Genomic DNA, 17,616 nt, shown 5'->3' on the forward strand with positions numbered 1-17,616 from the left:
CCATGCATGCCACGTTATTGAACGCTCCAATCCGGCCATCAACGGTGCCGTGGGATGACCTGAGCAGCGACGAATTCCGGGTCATGCCCGGCGGACCGCTGCAAGTGGCGATGGGCCAGCTGAAAATCGGCGTCCGCACCGGCCAGCTGCAAGCGCTGCTGGGCTCCTGCGTGGGCATTGCCTTCATCTGGAAAAAGCAGCGCCGCTGCGGGCTGGCGCATTGCCTGCTGCCGGAAGCTGTTACCGGCCCGGGCGAACTGGGCGCGCGCTATGTCAGTCAGGCTGTGCCTTCGCTGCTGCGCCTGATTGGCGCGACCGAAGCCGATTATGCCGATATCGAAGTCATCCTGGCCGGCGGCGCCACCATGCTGAACGGCTGCTCCAGCCGGCTGCAAATCGGCCAGCAGAATGCCGATGCGGCGCGGCGCTATCTGCGCAAATACGGCCTGAATGTGGCCTACTGCCGCGTCGGCGGAAAATGCGGCCGCACCTTGACCATTGATTGCGCAGCCTGCGACTACACGGTGCAGGAAATCGTCACCCCATGCGCCGGAGCCACCTATGCCTGATGCGTCCACGATTAACTGCACCGAATTGTTTGGCTCCTTTGTGCTGGGCGACGACGAGTTCGCCCTGCCCGCCAACTGCTTCCGCGAAGTAGTGAACTACCCGGCAAAGGTCTCTGCCCTGCCCTTGTCGCCACGCTTTCTCGAAGGCGTGTTCACACTGCGCGGCAGCGTGATCCCGGTGGTTAATCTGGGCCGCGTGTTCAATCCCGAGGCGCGCGCTGCGCTGCCTAGCGATAAAATCGCCATCCTCGATTACGACGGTGTGCTGGTCGGCATACTGTTCGACGCCACCGGCGAAATCCTGCGCGTGCGTCCCGAGCAGCGCAGCACGCTGACCTATGCCGACGGCGAAAAGCGCGGCGTGGTGGCCGGCACCATTCTGCTCGATCATGGCGCGCGGCTGGTGCAAGTGCTCGATCCAGACACGCTGATCCGCATTGAAAACGTGCCGCAGGTGCTGGCACTACAATGCTCCGACCGCGAATCGCGCCGCCATCATGGCGAGCGCCGCCAGTGCGTCAGCTTCCGCGTCGGCATCTCTTCGTTTGCGTTTGAGATGGCGGCGATCCAGGAGATTATCCGCGTGCCGGAGTTGCAGCCTTCGGTGCTGAACAGCGCGCTGTGCCTGGGCCGCATCAACTTCCGTGGCAGCCCGGTAGCGGTGGTAGATTTTGCTACCCTGCTCAATGCGGCCAACCGCGGCGAGCAGGCGACAACCACGGACCAGCGTATCATCGTGGCGCGCATCGACGACGCCACCATCGGTTTTCTGGTTGATTCGGTCGACAACATCGTCAACTTCTACAACGAAGAAATCATGCCGATCCCGATGCTGAGCAAGGCGCGCGCTGGCATGTTCGGCGGCTGCCTGTCCAAGCCGGAGTTGGGCGACATCTTCTTCCTCGACCATCACCAGATCTTCTCCAGCAACGAGATCAAGGAAATGCGCACCGGCCACGCCAACCTGTATCCCAAGGATGATGCACAAGTGGCCAAGATCGAACGGCGCGAAGCGGCGCGCGGCCAGCGCAAGGTCTACATCACCTTTGCGCTGGAGAACAGCTACGCGGTGGAGATCAAGCAGGTGCGCGAGATTATCGACCTCACCGTTGGCGAGATCACCTGCCCGCCCGGCCTGCCCGCCTTCATGCGCGGCATGCTCAACTTGCGCAAGCAGATGGTAACCGTGATCGACCTGCGCGGCCTGTACGGCATGCCGCCGCTAGAAGATGCTTCGCAATCGAAAATTCTGGTCGTCGAACGCGGCGATGAATGCTACGGCCTGCTAGTCGATGCAGTGGAAAACATCATGACCATTGCCGACAACAAGCGCTTCGGCGCGCCCAAGATGATGCGCAATCCAAATTCGCAAGGCGATCCGCGTTCGGAAATGGATGAGGTCATCGACATCGAGGGCGAAGGCGGTGCGCACCAGACCCTGAGCGTGTTCGAATGCGCGCGCCTGCTGGAACGGCTGGCCAAGGAGATCCCGGCGCTGGCGGCATAGACTGCGGTGGAGTACAGTAAGGTCTTTACTCACCCGGAGGTTTATCCATGCCTGTATCGCGCCGCGCCATCGCCCTGTTGATCCCGTTAAGCTTGCTGGCCGCCAGCGCTTATGCCCTGTCGCTGGACGACCTCACCAACAAAGACGCCTCCGGCGGTTTGAAAGCGGCGCTGGAAACCGGCTCGGCCGCTGCCGTGTCCAAACTCGGCGCCGATGGCGGTTTCCTCAACAACGACAAGGTGCGCATCCCGCTGCCGAAGATCCTTGAACAAGCGCGCCCGCTGCTGAAGATGACCGGCAAAAGCCAGCAGCTCGACGACCTCGTGGTGCAGATGAATCACGCCGCCGAAGCCGCCGTACCGATGGCCAAGCCGCTGCTGCTGGACGCGGTCAAGTCGATGAGCATCACCGATGCCAAGAACATCCTGACCGGCGGCGACACCTCGGTTACGGATTTCTTCCGTAGTAAAACGCAGGACAAGCTGGCGGTGCAATTCCTGCCGGTGGTAAAAAAAGTCACCGACAAGTCCGGTGTGGCGACCAAGTACAACGCCGCCATGAGCCTGGCGCCGAAACTGGGCGTGGTGTCCAAAGACCAAGCCACGGTGGAAGGCTACGTCACCCAGCGCGCGCTGGACGGTCTCTACACCATGATCGCTGAAGAAGAGAAAGCCATCCGCGCCGACCCGCTGGGAACCGGCAGCAAACTGATAGGCAAAGTCTTCGGCGCGCTTAAATAAGGTTGTCTCCTCCCTCTGCCCGGTTCGCCGGGCATTTTTTTGCTACAATAGATAGGTAGCCTACCTATCTTACTATCATGACCACCGACATCCCCCAACATGCCATTGCGCTGGCCGACGAGCTGCGCGTGGCCCTGCATCATGTGTTCCGGCGCCTGCGGCAGGAAAGCGACGACGATCCGTCCGGCCTCACCCTGCAGCAGAAAATGCTGATTTCGACCATTAGCCTGCAACCGGGCATCGGCGTGGCCGAGCTGGCGCGACAGGAAAAGCTGCGTGGCCCCACCATGAGCGGCCACATCAAGACGCTGGAAGCATTCAACCTGGTCAAGCGCGACGCGCCTGATCCGGAAGACCGCCGCCGCAGCGGCTTGCTGCTGACCGAGCACGGGACGGCGGTACTGAACGACATCCGTGCCCGCCGTCGCGACTGGCTAGCCCGCAAGCTGGCGCAATTACCGCCAGAAGGCGCAGTCGCCCTGCGCAATGCCCTTATTTACCTCAACGAGATTGGCGAATGAATCAACAGATCCGAAACATCTACATGGGGCTGGTCATCATGATCGCCCTGGCGGCGCTGGACCAGAGCATCGTGGCCACCGCCCTGCCGCGCATCGTGTCCGACCTCGGCGGCATGGCGCACCTGTCGTGGGTGGTGACGGCCTATGTGCTGGCCTCGACCGCCACGATGCCGCTGTACGGCAAACTCAGCGACCAGTACGGCCGCAAGCCGCTGCTGTACACGGCCATCATCATCTTCCTGATCGGCTCGGCGCTGTGCGGGCTGGCGCAGAACATGGTGGAGCTAATCGCCTTCCGCGCTATCCAGGGACTTGGTGCGGGCGGTTTCATGCCGCTGGCCCAAATCGTAATTGCCGACCTGATTCCGCCGGCCGAACGCGGCAAGCGCCAGGGTAGCATCGCCGCCGTGTATGCGGCCACCAGCGTGCTGGGACCGGTGCTTGGCGGACTGATGACGGATTGGCTGTCGTGGCATTCGATTTTCTACATCAACCTGCCGGTGGGCGCGCTGGCGATGTATGTCATTGCTAAGTCCATGCCGCATGATAAGAAGCACCATGCGCACAAGATCGACTATCTCGGTTCGGTGCTGCTGACCGGTGCGATCACGGCGGCGCTGCTGGTGCTGGCGCTGGGCGGCAACGAATGGCCGTGGCATTCGCAGGAAGTGCTGTACACCAGCATACTGGCTGGCGTGCTGGCGATGGCGCTGCTGTGGCACGTACGCCGCGTGCCAGAGCCGGTGCTGCCGCCAGACCTGTTCCACAATCGCGTGTTCAACGTCGCCAGCGTGGTGCTGGCGCTGACCTTCGTTGGTATGATGGGTTCCAGCGTGTTCTTCCCGCTGCTGTTCCAGATGGTGATGGGCGCAACGCCCGCCAGTTCCGGCCTGCTGACCATGCCGATGATGGTGGGCATGGTGATCGCCTCGGCGCTGAACGGCCGCGCGCTGGCCAAGTCGGGCCGCTACAAACCTGCGCAAGTGCTGGGCCTGTCGATGGCGACGGCGGCATTCGCGGCGCTGGCTTGGGGCATCAGCTCGGCAGCCGGCTACATGGTGCTGGAGCCAGCCATCTTCGTACTGGGCGCTGGGCTGGGATTGGTGATGCCGAATATGACCATCGCCGTCCAAAACGCCCTGCCGCTGATGCGGCGCGGCGTCGGCACGGCGATGCTGGGCTTCTTCCGTTCGTTGGGCGGCCTGATCGGCGTGACCGGTTCCGGCGCGATCCTGGCGCAGCAATTGCATGGGCAAGCGGCCAATGCGGAGCTGTACCGCCACGCCATCGGCACCATCTTCAGCGCCGGCACGGTGCTGGTAGGCCTCGGCCTGCTGATGCTGTTCTGGCTACCGGAAACCCCGCTGGCACTGCATAGTCCGGCAAAGCAAGCATGACCGGGTAACAAAAAGGCGCCGATTGGCGCCTTTTCCTTAGCGGCTCAGCGCCAGTAGCGGCCGGCGCACGGTGTCGCGATGGCCGATGCGGGGAGTGCTGGTGTCCAGCTTGAAGGTGCTGACCATTTCTTCCAGCTGTGCGGCTTGCTCTTGCATGGCGTTGGCAGCGGCTGCGGCTTCTTCCACCAGCGCGGCGTTTTGCTGGGTCACTTCGTCCATCGACACGATGGCCTGGTTGATCTGCTCAATGCCCGCGCTTTGCTCTTCGCCTGCGATCATGATCTCGGTCATGATGCCGGTTACACGCTCCACGCTGCTGACGATTTCATCCATCGTCGCGCCGGCTTTATCCACCAGCTGGGTGCCGGCGTCCACTTGCTCCACCGATGCGGTGATAAGCTCTTTAATCTCTTTCGCCGCCGCCGCCGAGCGTTGCGCCAGGTTGCGCACTTCGGTCGCCACCACGGCAAAGCCACGGCCTTGCTCGCCAGCGCGGGCTGCTTCCACGGCCGCATTCAGCGCCAGGATATTGGTCTGGAAAGCGATGCCATCAATCACGCCAATGATGTCGGCAATCTTGCGCGACGAGCTGTTGATGGTGCCCATGGTGTCCACCACTTGCGACACCAGCTGACCACCCTTGCCTGCCACATCTTGCGCGCTCCGCGCCAGCTGGTTGGCTTGACGGGCGTTGTCGGCGTTCTGGCGCACGGTCGAAGTCAGCTCTTCCAGCGAGGACGCGGTTTCTTCCAGCGCCGCAGCCTGGCTCTCGGTACGGCGCGACAGATCGAGGTTGCCGGCGGCGATTTCCGAGCTGGCGGTAGCGATGGCGCTGCTGCCGGTGCGGATGCTGCTGACGGTGCCGGACATCTGGTCCTGCATCTTGGTCAGGCCGTTCATCAGCTTGCCCATTTCGTCGTTGCGGTCGGCAGCGATGCGGTTGGCGAGGTTGCCGGCAGCGATCTGGTCGAAGTGACCCAAGGCCGTTTCCAGCGGACGCAGGATGGCGCGCAGCAAACGCACGGCCGAGAAGATAATCAGCGCCGCACCCAGCACCAGCGCAATGATGTAGCCCTTGGTGAAACCGGAGAAGAACGACTGGCTGTCATCGTAGTGCGACTTGGCGCCGTCCATCTGGAAGTTTTCCAGCTTGACCGAGGCGGCGTCAAACACGCCGAACTGGGCCGACAGGGTTTTCATCGACAGTTCTTCGATCTTGTCCTGACTGTGTTCGCGCAGCGCAGTCATCAAGGCACGCATTTCCTTCACGTACAGGGTGCGTTTGGCGTCTAGATCGGTGGCCAGCGCTTTTTCGTCGTCGCCCAGCGGCAGCGCCAGATAGCTTTTCCATGCCTTGTCGGCGTCTTCGATGAAACCATCGGCGCGGCTGAGAGTCTTGTCGAGGTCCGCTGCTTCAGGATGAAACACGCCGCGGTCAATCACGAAGCGCGAGCGGTTCAGAAAATTCTTGGCGTTGGCCAGCGCGATCGTCGACGCCAGCTGGTTGGAGTACACGTCTTTCAACGCGTAATTGACGGTGTTCATGCCAAAGATGCTCAGGCCGCCAAGGGCCAGCATCAGCACGCCCAATACCGACATAGTCAGGATCAGGCGGGCGCGTATGGTTATGCTGTTGAACATGGTTTTCCTCTAGAAAAATTCCGTAAGGCAATAATGTACGAGGAAAACAGTTCGGGGTCAAACTATTTATTACTAAACTAACTGGGCAGTTGATAGTCTTTATACTGCTCGCGCAGCTTGTTTTTCTGAATCTTTCCGGTGCCGCCGACCGGCAAAGCTTCGGCAAACACCACGTCATCCGGCAGCCACCACTTGGCGATTTTGCCGTCGAAGTGGGCCAGCAACTGCTCGCGCGTGACTTCGCTGCCGGGTCGGCGTACCACCACCAGCAGCGGGCGTTCGTCCCACTTCGGATGGAAGACGCCGATGCAGGCGGCCTGCATTACGCCCGGATGCGACATCGCGATGTTTTCCAGGTCGATGGTGCCGATCCACTCGCCGCCGGATTTGATCACGTCCTTGGCGCGGTCGGTAATTTGCATGAAGCCGTCAGGGCAAATGGTGGCCACGTCGCCAGTCGGGAACCAGCCGTCTTCCAGCACATCGCCGCCCTCGCCCTTGAAATAGCTGGCGATAATCCACGGGCCTTTGACCAGCAGGTTACCCGACGTGGCGCCATCCCACGGCAGCTCCTCACCCAGCTCATCGACGATTTTCATGTCGACGCCATAGATTGCATGGCCTTGTTTTTGCAGAATTTTGCGCTGCTCTCCCTTTGGCAACTCCATGTGTTTGGACAGCAACCCGCCGGTGGTGCCCAGCGGCGACGTCTCGGTCATGCCCCAGCCGTGGATGACCTCTACGCCGAACTCGTCGATCAGCGTATTCATCATGGCCGGCGGACAGGCCGAACCGCCGATCACAGTGCGGCGGAAGGTCGAGAACTTCAGCTTGTTCTGAAGGCAGTAGTTAATCAGGCCTAACCAGACAGTCGGCACGCCGGCCGAGAAGGTCACGCGCTCTTTTTCCATCAGCTCGTAGACCGATTTGCCGTCCAGCGCCGGACCGGGGAAGACCATCTTCGCGCCCGACAGCGGCACAGAATATGGCAAACCCCACGCGTTGACATGGAACATCGGCACCACCGGCATCACGGCGTCATGCGAGGATACGTTCAGCACATTCGGCAAAGCCGAGGCGTAGGCGTGTAGCACGGTCGAGCGGTGCGAGTACAGCGCGCCTTTCGGATTGCCGGTAGTGCCGGATGTATAACACAGTGTCGCGGCGGCGTTCTCGTCGAAGCTTGGCCAAGCGTAATCGCTGGACTGGGCAGCCAGCAAATCTTCGTAGCACATCAGGTTAGGGATTTTGCTGTCGGCCGGCATGCGGTCCGCCGCGCCCAGCAGGATCCAGCCCTTTACCGTTTTGCAGTGCGGCGCAATGGCCTCGATCAGCGGCAGGAAGCAAAAGTCGAACAGCAAATACTGGTCTTCGGCGTGGTTGCAAATGTAGGCTAGCTGTTCCGGATGCAGGCGCGGATTGATGGTGTGCAGCACCGCGCCGCTGCCGGACACGGCATAGTAAGCCTCAAGGTGACGGTAGCCATTCCACGCCAGCGTCGCCACCCGTTCGCCGCTTTGCACGCCCAGCGCTTGCAGGGCATTGGCCAGCTGCTTGGCGCGCTGGTGGCAGTCGCGGAAGGTGTAGCGGTGCAGGTCGCCTTCCACGCGCTGCGAAACAATTTCGCTGTTGGCGTAATGGCGGGCGGCGAATTCGAGGATGCTTGAAATCAGCAACGGCTGATTCATCATCTGGCCCATCAGCATGAGGTCTCCGTGAGTAGTGGTATGGTGATTCGAGTGTGGTGGCTCGTCGCGCGCAGCGTCAATGCTTTTCGATGCTGCAGTGCCGCATTGCCGCCCTGCGGTAAAATCCAGAGCTTAGCCAATCTGGAGCTCATCATTACTGCTGCTAATCTGCCGCTGGACAATTCCTTCGCGTCCTTGCCGCCTGCTTTCTACACCCGTTTGATGCCTACGCCGTTGCCTGCGCCATATCTGGTGGGCGTCAGCGCGCCGGCGGCGGAACTGCTCGGCCTGTCGCCGCAAGACGTGGCCGACAGTCTCGACATCCTGATCGGCAATGCCGTGCCGGAGCGCGGCCAGCCACTGGCCGCCGTGTATTCGGGCCACCAGTTTGGCGTCTGGGCCGGCCAGCTGGGCGATGGCCGCGCCATCTTGTTTGGCGACGTCGCCACCGCGCAAGGCCCGATGGAGCTGCAATGGAAAGGCGCCGGCCTGACGCCCTACTCGCGCATGGGCGATGGCCGCGCCGTGCTGCGCTCGTCGATCCGCGAATTCCTCTGTTCTGAAGCCATGCATGCGCTGGGCATCCCGACTTCGCGCGCGCTATCGGTGGCCGGTTCGGACCAGGGCGTGATGCGCGAAACCGCTGAAACCTCGGCCGTGGTGGTGCGCATGGCGCCTAGCTTCGTACGCTTCGGCTCGTTCGAGCACTGGTACAACCGCAAGAAAAACGATGAGTTGAAACTGCTGGCCGATTACGTGATCGACCGCTTCTACCCTGCCCTGCGCGACGCCGAAAATCCATACGCCGCGCTGCTGGAAGAAGTTACGCGCCGCACCGCGCACATGATCGCGCACTGGCAGGCGGTCGGCTTCATGCATGGCGTGATGAACACCGATAACATGTCCATCCTCGGCCTGACGCTGGACTACGGCCCGTACGGCTTCATGGAAGCCTTCGACGCCAGCCACATCTGCAATCACACCGACCAGCAAGGCCGCTACTCTTACGCTAACCAACCGCAAGTAGGCCACTGGAACTGCTATGCGCTGGCACAGGCGCTGCTGCCGCTGATCGGCGAAATCGAACCAACGCAAGCCGCGCTGGACGTCTACCAGCCTGAATTCGCCGCCAAGATTGACGAACTGCTGCATGCCAAACTGGGCCTCACGCAACTGGAACAGCACGCCGAAGCCGACCGCGATCTGTTCGACAGCCTGTTCGCCACTCTGCCCGGCGTCGATTTCACTCTGTTCTTCCGCCGCTTAAGCGGCGTGCGCGCGGCCGACGCCAGCGGCGACGAACCGCTGCGCGACCTGTTCATCGACCGTCCCGCCTTCGACGCCTGGGCCGAACGCTACCGCGCTCGTCTGCAAGCCGAATCGAGTGACGACACCGCGCGTGCGCTTGCGATGAACCGAGTCAACCCCAAATACGTGCTGCGTAACTATCTCGCCCAAGTGGCGATTGAAAAAGCGCAAAATAAGGACTTTTCCGAGGTGGAGCGTCTGCTGGCCGTGTTGCAGCGCCCTTACGACGAACAGCCCGAGCACGAACACTACGCCGCCTTGCCTCCGGACTGGGCAAGCCATCTTGAAGTCAGCTGTTCTTCTTAAGCGAGAAATAAGTCATGAGCAATAAAGTTGTCAAATCCGACGCCGAATGGCGCACCCAACTCGACCCGATGGAATACCAAGTCACGCGCCATGCCGCCACCGAACGTGCTTTCACCGGCAAGTTCTGGGATCATCACGAAGCCGGCATCTACACCTGCATATGCTGCAACACGCCGCTGTTTCGTTCCGACACCAAGTTTGATTCCGGCTGCGGCTGGCCCAGCTACTTCGAACCAATCGATCCAGCCAATGTGATCGAAAAGGTCGACCGTTCGCATGGTATGCTGCGTACCGAAACCATCTGCGGTGTGTGCGACGCCCACCTCGGCCACGTGTTCCCGGACGGCCCACCGCCGACCGGCCTGCGCTACTGTATTAACTCTGCTTCGCTCCGCTTCGACCCACAAGACTAATAAGAGACATCATGAAATTCCTGTTCGACATGATCCCGGTGTTGCTGTTCTTCGGCGCCTACAAAGGCGCCGGCATGAATGCCGAGGCCTCCCAGCACCTCATCAACACTTATATGAGCGGTATGATTTCCGGCGGTTCCGTCACCGCCGAGCAATCGCCGATCGTGATCGCCACCGTGGTCGGCATCCTGGCCACGATGGCGCAAATCGCCTGGATCAAGCTGCGCGGCCGCAAGGTCGACGGCGTGCTGTGGGTATCGCTGGGCATGTTCGTGGTATTCGGTGGTCTGACGATTTACCTGCACGACGAGGATTTCATCAAATGGAAACTGACCATCGTCTACTGGCTGTTTGCCGTGGTGCTGCTGTTCAGCGACCTGCTGTTTAAAAAGAACCTGATGCGCCAGTCGATGAAGGAGATTATCGAATTGCCCGAGTTGATCTGGTCGCGCCTGAACTTCGCGTGGGTCGCCTTCTTTACCTTCATGGGCGCGCTGAACTGGTATCTGGCGTTTGTGCTGTTTAAAGGGAATACCGACGCGTGGGTCAGTTTTAAAGCCTTTGGCGCTACCGCCATCATGTTTGTGTTTATCATCGCACAAACGATTTATTTATCGCGTCACATGAAAGACCAGGCATGACCCAGGATACCCGGATGGAGCGCATGCGCGCTGCCTTTGAAGCCAAACTGCAACCCACTGAACTGGTGCTGGACGACGACTCCGCCGCCCACGCCGGCCATGCCGGTGCGGCCTCGGGCGGCGGTCATTACAACGTCAGAATTGTTTCGTTACAATTCGAAGGGCTGAAACTCGTCACAAGGCATCGTCTCGTGTATGATTCTGTGCACGATATGATGCATAAAGAGATTCATGCACTGGCCATTACTGCTTTGGCTCCGTCCGAAGTTTGATGGCTGCTATCGGCTTTTAAAATAATTGAAGACAAGAACCTAGCCGTCCAAGCTAATTCGCTATAACTTTCCCCTGACAGGAATTAATAATGACTTTCAAGCCAGCCAAGTTGCTGATCGCACTCCTCGTTGTTGCCGTACCAGCTTTCGCACAAAACGTTGCCGTGGTTAATGGCAAGGCTATCCCGACCTCGCGCGTTGACGCTGTCGTCAAGCAAGTCGTGGCCCAAGGCCAGCAGCCTGATTCGCCTCAGCTGCGCGACATGATCAAGAAAGACCTGATCGGCCGTGAAGTCATGATGCAGGAAGCGGAAAAGCAAGGTTTCGGTAAGAACGCCGACGTGAAAGCGGCACTGGAAAACGCTCGCCAAGCCATCATCATCAACGCGCTGGTAGCGGACTACGTCAAGAAAAACCCAGTATCGGACGCCGACATCAAAGCTGAGTACGACCGTTTCGTGGCGCAAGCTGGCGACAAGGAATACCACGTACGCCACATCCTGCTGGGTACCGAAGCGGAAGCCAACGACGTGATCGCCAAAATCAAAGGCGGCGCCAAGTTTGAAGACCTGGCCAAACTGTCGAAAGACACCGGTTCGGCAGCTAACGGCGGCGACCTGGACTGGGCATCGCCTTCGTCCTTCCCACCAGTGTTCTCGGCAGCCTTCACCGCCCTGCAAAAAGGCCAGGTTACCGAGAAAGCCGTGCAAACCCCTAACGGTTTCCACGTAATCAAAGTGGATGACATCCGTGCAGCCAAACTGCCTACCCTGGAAGAAGTGAAGCCACAAGTGGCCGAAGCCCTGACCCAGAAGAAACTGCAGGCTTACCAGGAAGAACTGGTAAAGAAAGCAAAAGTGCAGTAATGTTATGAAAGGCGGCGCCCTGCGGGGCGCCGTTTTTGATTCAGCGTCGGTATGATGCACCTTCAGAGTGTAATTTTTTAAGGATTTTAAATAATGATGTTGAAGCCAGCCCGCCTGATGTTAGCCCTGATCGCTGTTGCGGCAGCCCCAGCTTTCGCGCAAAACGTCGCGACCGTGAATGGCAAGGCCATTCCAGCCGCCAAAGTCGATCAAATGGTCAAACAAGTAGTGGCCCAGGGCCAACAGCCAGATTCGCCGCAATTGCGCGAAATGGTGAAAAAAGAACTGATCGGCCGTGAAGTCCTGCTGCAAGAAGCGGACAAACAAGGCTACGGCAAAAAGCCGGAAGTGAATGCAGCGATTGATAATGCCCGTCAGAGCATTATTATCAATGCCATGCTGGCTGATTATGTGAAAAAGAATCCAGTAAAAGATGCTGAAATCCAGGCTGAATACGACAAGTATAAAGCTGCTGTTGGCGGCACCGAATATCACTCGCGCCATATCCTGGTTGCGACCGAACAGGAAGCCAAAGATATTATCGCCAAGCTGAAAGCCGGCGGCAAATTCGAAGACCTGGCCAAAGTATCGAAAGACCCAGGTTCGGGCGCCAATGGTGGCGATCTGGGCTGGATGACCCCAGCTAAACTGGTTAAACCATTTGCTGATGCCATGGTCGCACTGAAAAACGGCGAAATTACCCAGACCCCGGTTAAATCGGAATTCGGCTTCCACGTCATCAAACTGGAAGAATCGCGCCCAACCAAATTCCCATCGTTTGAAGAAGTTAAAGCCCAAGTGGCTGAAGGCATTCAACAGCGTAAAATCGTGGCCTACCGCGAAGAACTGCTGAAGAAAGCCAAGATCCAGTAATCTGGTTCTCATCAGCAATAAGCGCCTGCATGCAGGCGCTTTTTTTATGTCCTTTGCAGACTCAATACTGGCTTATACGTGCCAACTACCAGCATGAAACCTGACTTCCTGACCGATGTAGCCATTGCCCTCGCCTCTGAGGCCGTCCCGGAACGCGTACCAGCCATGCGTGCCTACATGCGCGACCAGTTCGACTTCATGGGCGTGCCCACGCCGCAGCGCCGTGGCGCCTGCAGGGGCCTGCTGAAGACCTTGAAAGGCGAGTCATTACTTGAGCATGCCCGCGCCTTGTGGGAACTACCGCAGCGTGAATATCAATACGTGGCGTTGGATCTGCTGGCTATGCACTGGAAAGAATTAAATACCGAAGATATTCCCGCATTGCTGGAATTGGTGCAGGATAAATCATGGTGGGATAGCGTGGATACGCTGGCGGGAATTATTGGCGACGTTTTACGTCACCGTCATTATCATATGGATGAATGCCTGCACCATGATAATTTCTGGATGCGTCGTATCGCTATATTGCACCAATTAGGCTGGCGCGGAAAAACCGATCAGCAGCGCTTATTTGATTATTCTCTTGCGCTAGCCCACGAAAAAGAATTCTTTATTCAAAAAGCCATCGGCTGGGCATTAAGGGATTATGCCCGCCACGCGCCCAACGAAGTCCGTTTATTCACCCACAAACAAAAAGAGCGGCTTGCGCCGCTCTCTTTCCGTGAGGCGAATAAACACCTCGCCGATAATTAGCCTACAAACTTACGGGCATTACGGAACATACGCATCCAAGGCGATTCCTCGCCCCACGATTCCGGCGCCCACGAATGCTGCACCGAGCGGAATACACGCTCTGCGTGCGGCATCATCACGGTGAAGCGACCATCCTGCGTGGTCACCGAAGTCAGGCCTTGCGGCGAGCCGTTCGGGTTGTATGGATAGGCTTCGGTCGCTGCGCCACGGTTGTCGACGAAGCGCATGGCAGCAACGGCTTCGCCGATGTTGCCAGTTTGCGAGAAGTCGGCGTAGCCTTCGCCGTGGGCGATGGCGATCGGGGTCTGGGTGCCGGCCATGCCATTGAAGAAGATTGACGGCGAGTCCAGCACTTCCACCATGGCGAAACGGGCTTCGAACTTCTCCGACTTGTTGGTCGTGAACTTCGGCCATGCATGCGCGCCAGGGATCAGCGGTTTCAGGTTGCTCATCATCTGGCAGCCGTTGCAGACGCCCAGGCCGAAGCTGTCTTTGCGGGCAAAGAACTTGGCAAACTGGTCCGACAGCGCGTTGTTGAACAGGATGGTCTTGGCCCAGCCCTCGCCGGCGCCCAGTACGTCGCCGTACGAGAAGCCGCCGACAGCGATAATGCCCTGGAAGTCATCCAGCTTGGCGCGGCCAGCAATCAGGTCGCTCATGTGCACGTCGACGGCGGTGAAGCCGGCCTGGTGCATGACGTAAGCGGTTTCGATGTGCGAGTTCACGCCCTGCTCGCGCAGGATGGCAACGCGTGGACGCACGCCGGTGGCGATGAACGGTGCAGCCACGTTTTCCGACAGGTCAAAGCTGACTTTCGGGGTGATGCCAGGATCTTGCTCGTCCAGCAGGCGGTCGTATTCAGCATCCGCGCAAGCGGGATTGTCGCGCAGGCGGGCGATGCGCCAGCTGGTCTCGCTCCACAGGCGGTGCAGTTCAACACGCGGCTTGGCGTAGATGATCTTGGCGTCGCGGGTGAATTCGATCACGCCACGGTCATTCAGCTTGCCGATGATGTGGCTGCATGCGCCCAGATTGAACGAACGCAGCACGTCCATCACGGCCGATTTTTCCTCAGCACGCACCTGGATTACAGCGCCCAGTTCTTCCGAGAACAGCGCGCGCAGGGTTTGCTCGTTGCGGCGCTCGGCAATTTGGGTAGCCCAGTTCTTGGCGTCGCCGTGGTCGGCGCCGTGGCCTTCTTCCAGAGTAAGGATGTCGAGGTTGATCGACAGGCCGGCGCGGCCGGCGAAGGCCATCTCAGTCAGCGTGCCGTACAGGCCGCCGTCCGAACGGTCGTGGTAAGCCAGCAGCTTGCCATCAGCGTTCAGTTGCTGGATGGCGGCGAAGAAGGCTTTCACGTCTTCCGGATTATCAACGTCCGGCACCGAGTTGCCCAGCTGGCCCATGACTTGCGCCAGCGCCGAAGCGCCCAGACGGTTCTTGCCGCGGCCGAGGTCGATCAGTATGATGGAGGTTTCGCCCGCATCAGTACGCAGTTGCGGCGTCAGCGATTTGCGCACGTCGTACACCGGAGCGAACGACGATACGATCAGCGAGACCGGCGACAGCACGGCTTTCGACTCATCGCCCTCTTTCCAGGTGGTGCGCATCGACAGCGAATCTTTACCCACAGGGATGGAGATCCCCAGCGCCGGGCACAGTTCCATGCCGACTGCTTTCACGGTGTCGTACAGCGCTGCGTCCTGGCCTGGCTGGCCGCAAGCCGCCATCCAGTTGGCCGACAGTTTGATGTCTTCGATCGAAGCGATAGGCGCAGCAGCGATATTCAGCACCGCTTCGGCAACAGCCATGCGGCCCGATGCAGCAGCGTCGATCACGGCCAGCGGCGTACGCTCACCCATCGCCATTGCTTCGCCTTTGTAGCCTTCAAAGCTCATCGCGGTCACAGCGCAGTCTGCGACTGGAACCTGCCATGGGCCGACCATCTGGTCACGCACCGACATCGCACCCACGGTACGGTCGCCAATGGTAATCAGGAAGGATTTATCGCCCACGGTCGGCAGCAGCAGCACGCGCTGTGCGGCTTCTTCCAGATCCATGCCGGTCAAGTCGATGGCCGGGAAATCGTTTTGCACGTGATGTACGTCGCGCTGCATTTTTGGCGGTTTGCCCAGCAGGACGTCCATCGGCATATCGACCGGGTTGTTGCCCAGTTCCGGATCGATCAGCTTCAGCTGGCGTTCTTCGGTGGCAGTACCAACCACGGCGAACAGGCTACGCTCGCGTTCGCAGATCGACTGGAACAGCGGCAGGTCCGAAGGCGCAATCGCCAGCACATAACGTTCTTGCGATTCGTTGGACCAGATTTCTTTCGGCGCCATGCCGCTCTCTTCCAGCGGAATCTTGCGCAGGTCGAAGATCGCGCCGCGCCTGGCGTCATTGGTAATCTCAGGGAATGCGTTCGACAGACCACCCGCGCCCACATCGTGAATCGAGATGATCGGATTGTTCGCGCCCAGCTGCCAGCAGCAGTTAATCACTTCCTGCGCACGGCGTTCCATTTCCGGGTTGCCGCGCTGGACCGAGTCGAAGTCCAGGTCAGCGGTGTTGGTGCCGGTCGCCATCGACGACGCGGCCGAGCCGCCCATGCCGATGCGCATACCAGGACCGCCCAGCTGCACCAGCAGGCTGCCGACCGGGATGTCGTTCTTGTGGGTGTGCTGCGACGAGATATTGCCGATACCGCCGGCAATCATGATCGGCTTGTGGTAGCCGAACACGGTGTCGTGCGCGCCGGCGAACTGCTTGCCGATGTTCTGCTCGTAGGTACGGAAGTAACCGCCCAGCACTGGACGGCCGAATTCGTTGCTAAACGCAGCGCCGCCCAGCGGGCCGTCGATCATGATCTGCAGCGGCGAAGCGATGCGCTCCGGCTTGCCGTACGGCGTGCCGCTGTCGCGGTAGTCGCTCACCGGTGCGGTGACGACTGCATCGCTTTCCCATGCGCGCACAGCGCCCGGCAGCAGCAGATTCGAGACGGTAAAGCCGCACAGGCCCGCCTTCGGCTTGGCGCCGCGGCCGGTTGCGCCTTCGTCGCGGATTTCACCGCCGGCGCCGGTCGAGGCGCCTGGGAATGGCGAGATCGCGGTCGGGTGATTGTGCGTCTCCACTTTCATCAGCGTGTGGGTCAGCTCGGTCATCGGCGCGTATTGCTGGCCTTCGCCTTGCGGGAAGAAGCGCATCACTTCCGCGCCTTCCATGATCGACGAGTTGTCGCTGTACGCCACGACAGTGCCTTTCGGCTGCAGCTGGTGGGTGTTCTTGATCATGCCGAACAGCGATTTAGGCTGCGCTACGCCGTCGATGGTCCAGTCGGCGTTGAAGATCTTGTGGCGGCAGTGTTCCGAGTTGGCCTGCGCGAACATCATCAGTTCAACATCGGTTGGATTGCGACCCGCCTTGGTGAAGGCGGCGTCCAGGTATTCAACTTCATCATCCGACATGGCCAGGCCGAGGTCGGTGTTCGCCTTATCCAGCGCGGCCTTGCCGCTGCCGATCACGTCGATCGATTCCAGCGGACGGGCTTCCAGTTCGCGGAACAGGCCCGCTGCGTCGTCGGCCGAGCGCAGTACCGATTCGGTCATGCGGTCGTGCAGCAGCGCGGCGACGGCTTGCAGTTCTTCGTCGCTCAGCTTTTTGGCGGCGCCGATGCTGCTACCTAAAATGCCGGTCTTCAGGTTGATACGGAACGCCACACCGCGCTCAACGCGCTTGATGTGCGCCATGCCGCAGTTGTGGACGATGTCAGTGGCTTTCGAAGCCCACGGCGAAATCGTGCCGAAGCGCGGGATAACGAAGAATTCCTCAGCGTGGCCTTCGGTGTTGTCGGCGTGAGCCGGTTCACCGTAGGTCAGCAGGCCGGTCAGGCGCTGGGTGTCGTCGGCGGACAGCGGCGCGGCGGCATCGATGAAGTGGACGTAGTGCGCCTGAACAGCGGCTACAGACGGCAGCACCGCTTGAAGTTGGTTCAACAGGCGTTGGCTACGGAATGCGGACAGGGCGTTGGAACCCGGCAGAATCAGCATGGTGGGAAGGTAGTTGATGCAGCTAGGCTGCGGTTTAAAGGGAGATGGGGCACGAGCTACGATGTAATGCAGAAT

General features: G+C 59.9%; 15 protein-coding genes and 1 pseudogene. 13 read left to right on the top strand and 3 right to left on the bottom strand.

Translation table 11 applies throughout. From position 1 onward, the window contains the following. The first annotated feature begins 2 nt into the window (after positions 1-2). The 6 genes and pseudogenes from GTP46_RS06415 (at position 3) to GTP46_RS06435 (ending at position 4,734) form a co-directional block, all read left to right on the top strand. On the top strand, positions 3-569 hold the full coding sequence (locus tag GTP46_RS06415) for a chemotaxis protein CheD (RefSeq protein WP_161005777.1): 567 nt from the start codon (positions 3-5) through the stop codon (positions 567-569). Further along, positions 562-1,485, top strand: a pseudogene (locus GTP46_RS30285) (chemotaxis protein CheW); the annotation flags it as partial. The gene GTP46_RS06415 and the pseudogene GTP46_RS30285, both read left to right, overlap by 8 nt. A 72-nt stretch (positions 1,486-1,557) precedes the next feature. Then, positions 1,558-2,076 (top strand): chemotaxis protein CheW, encoded by a 519-nt coding sequence (locus tag GTP46_RS30290; RefSeq protein ID WP_371869581.1) that lies wholly within the window; start codon positions 1,558-1,560, stop codon positions 2,074-2,076. Between the two features lie 47 nt (positions 2,077-2,123). Beyond that, positions 2,124-2,816, top strand: a complete 693-nt coding sequence (locus GTP46_RS06425; RefSeq protein WP_161005779.1) for a DUF4197 domain-containing protein — start codon at positions 2,124-2,126, stop codon at positions 2,814-2,816. Between the two features lie 77 nt (positions 2,817-2,893). Beyond that, positions 2,894-3,337, top strand: a complete 444-nt coding sequence (locus GTP46_RS06430; RefSeq protein ID WP_161005780.1) for a MarR family winged helix-turn-helix transcriptional regulator — start codon at positions 2,894-2,896, stop codon at positions 3,335-3,337. Further along, the gene (locus GTP46_RS06435) at positions 3,334-4,734 is read left to right on the top strand and encodes an MDR family MFS transporter (protein ID WP_161005781.1); all 1,401 of its coding nucleotides are present in this window, start codon (positions 3,334-3,336) and stop codon (positions 4,732-4,734) included. The genes GTP46_RS06430 and GTP46_RS06435 overlap by 4 nt, the downstream gene beginning before the upstream one ends. A gap of 36 nt (positions 4,735-4,770) precedes the next feature. Here GTP46_RS06435 and GTP46_RS06440 read toward each other — a convergent pair whose 3' ends face one another. Next, positions 4,771-6,375, bottom strand: coding sequence for a methyl-accepting chemotaxis protein (locus GTP46_RS06440; protein WP_161005782.1), 1,605 nt, complete (start codon positions 6,373-6,375; stop codon positions 4,771-4,773). 77 nt (positions 6,376-6,452) lie between these two features. Next, positions 6,453-8,075 carry a 3-(methylthio)propionyl-CoA ligase gene (locus GTP46_RS06445; protein ID WP_308495419.1) on the bottom strand — a complete coding sequence of 541 codons (1,623 nt, stop codon included), beginning with the start codon at positions 8,073-8,075 and terminating at the stop codon, positions 6,453-6,455. Between the two features lie 210 nt (positions 8,076-8,285). Between GTP46_RS06445 and GTP46_RS06450 the strand changes: the two genes are divergently transcribed. The 7 genes from GTP46_RS06450 to GTP46_RS06480 all read left to right on the top strand — a co-directional run bounded on the left by GTP46_RS06450 (position 8,286) and on the right by GTP46_RS06480 (position 13,495). Next, the gene (locus GTP46_RS06450; protein ID WP_229258832.1) at positions 8,286-9,677 is read left to right on the top strand and encodes a protein adenylyltransferase SelO; all 1,392 of its coding nucleotides are present in this window, start codon (positions 8,286-8,288) and stop codon (positions 9,675-9,677) included. A gap of 14 nt (positions 9,678-9,691) precedes the next feature. Next, positions 9,692-10,090, top strand: coding sequence for a peptide-methionine (R)-S-oxide reductase MsrB (gene msrB, locus GTP46_RS06455; RefSeq protein ID WP_161005784.1), 399 nt, complete (start codon positions 9,692-9,694; stop codon positions 10,088-10,090). An 11-nt stretch (positions 10,091-10,101) separates the two neighbouring features. After that, entirely contained in the window at positions 10,102-10,731 is a 630-nt protein-coding gene (locus GTP46_RS06460) for a septation protein A (protein ID WP_161005785.1), read from the top strand. Next, positions 10,728-11,003 (top strand): BolA family protein, encoded by a 276-nt coding sequence (locus GTP46_RS06465; protein WP_092270683.1) that lies wholly within the window; start codon positions 10,728-10,730, stop codon positions 11,001-11,003. Before GTP46_RS06460 ends, GTP46_RS06465 begins: the two co-directional genes overlap by 4 nt. Before the next feature lie 89 nt (positions 11,004-11,092). Continuing rightward, positions 11,093-11,869, top strand: a complete 777-nt coding sequence (locus tag GTP46_RS06470) for a peptidylprolyl isomerase (RefSeq protein WP_161005786.1) — start codon at positions 11,093-11,095, stop codon at positions 11,867-11,869. Positions 11,870-11,962: 93 nt separating this feature from the next. Continuing rightward, positions 11,963-12,742 (top strand): peptidylprolyl isomerase, encoded by a 780-nt coding sequence (locus GTP46_RS06475; protein WP_161005787.1) that lies wholly within the window; start codon positions 11,963-11,965, stop codon positions 12,740-12,742. A 93-nt stretch (positions 12,743-12,835) separates the two neighbouring features. Next, positions 12,836-13,495, top strand: a complete 660-nt coding sequence (locus GTP46_RS06480; protein WP_161005788.1) for a DNA alkylation repair protein — start codon at positions 12,836-12,838, stop codon at positions 13,493-13,495. Here the strand turns inward: GTP46_RS06480 and purL are convergent. Beyond that, the gene (gene purL, locus GTP46_RS06485) at positions 13,492-17,541 is read right to left on the bottom strand and encodes a phosphoribosylformylglycinamidine synthase (protein ID WP_161005789.1); all 4,050 of its coding nucleotides are present in this window, start codon (positions 17,539-17,541) and stop codon (positions 13,492-13,494) included. The two genes, GTP46_RS06480 and purL, sit on opposite strands and share 4 nt — an antisense overlap. Between the last annotated feature and the right edge of the window lie 75 nt (positions 17,542-17,616).

Source organism: Duganella flavida (genome assembly GCF_009857445.1).
In the GTDB taxonomy this organism is placed as follows: Bacteria; Pseudomonadota; Gammaproteobacteria; order Burkholderiales; family Burkholderiaceae_D; genus Rugamonas; species Rugamonas flavida.

Coding starts and splice junctions, on each gene's coding strand:
- GTP46_RS06415 (WP_161005777.1), top strand. CDS start 3: ATGCATGCCACGTTATTGAACGCTCCAATCCGGCCATCAACGGTGCCG.
- GTP46_RS06425 (WP_161005779.1), top strand. CDS start 2,124: ATGCCTGTATCGCGCCGCGCCATCGCCCTGTTGATCCCGTTAAGCTTG.
- GTP46_RS06430 (WP_161005780.1), top strand. CDS start 2,894: ATGACCACCGACATCCCCCAACATGCCATTGCGCTGGCCGACGAGCTG.
- GTP46_RS06435 (WP_161005781.1), top strand. CDS start 3,334: ATGAATCAACAGATCCGAAACATCTACATGGGGCTGGTCATCATGATC.
- GTP46_RS06440 (WP_161005782.1), bottom strand. CDS start 6,375: ATGTTCAACAGCATAACCATACGCGCCCGCCTGATCCTGACTATGTCG.
- GTP46_RS06445 (WP_308495419.1), bottom strand. CDS start 8,075: ATGGGCCAGATGATGAATCAGCCGTTGCTGATTTCAAGCATCCTCGAA.
- GTP46_RS06450 (WP_229258832.1), top strand. CDS start 8,286: ATGCCTACGCCGTTGCCTGCGCCATATCTGGTGGGCGTCAGCGCGCCG.
- msrB (WP_161005784.1), top strand. CDS start 9,692: ATGAGCAATAAAGTTGTCAAATCCGACGCCGAATGGCGCACCCAACTC.
- GTP46_RS06460 (WP_161005785.1), top strand. CDS start 10,102: ATGAAATTCCTGTTCGACATGATCCCGGTGTTGCTGTTCTTCGGCGCC.
- GTP46_RS06465 (WP_092270683.1), top strand. CDS start 10,728: ATGACCCAGGATACCCGGATGGAGCGCATGCGCGCTGCCTTTGAAGCC.
- GTP46_RS06470 (WP_161005786.1), top strand. CDS start 11,093: ATGACTTTCAAGCCAGCCAAGTTGCTGATCGCACTCCTCGTTGTTGCC.
- GTP46_RS06475 (WP_161005787.1), top strand. CDS start 11,963: ATGATGTTGAAGCCAGCCCGCCTGATGTTAGCCCTGATCGCTGTTGCG.
- GTP46_RS06480 (WP_161005788.1), top strand. CDS start 12,836: ATGAAACCTGACTTCCTGACCGATGTAGCCATTGCCCTCGCCTCTGAG.
- purL (WP_161005789.1), bottom strand. CDS start 17,541: ATGCTGATTCTGCCGGGTTCCAACGCCCTGTCCGCATTCCGTAGCCAA.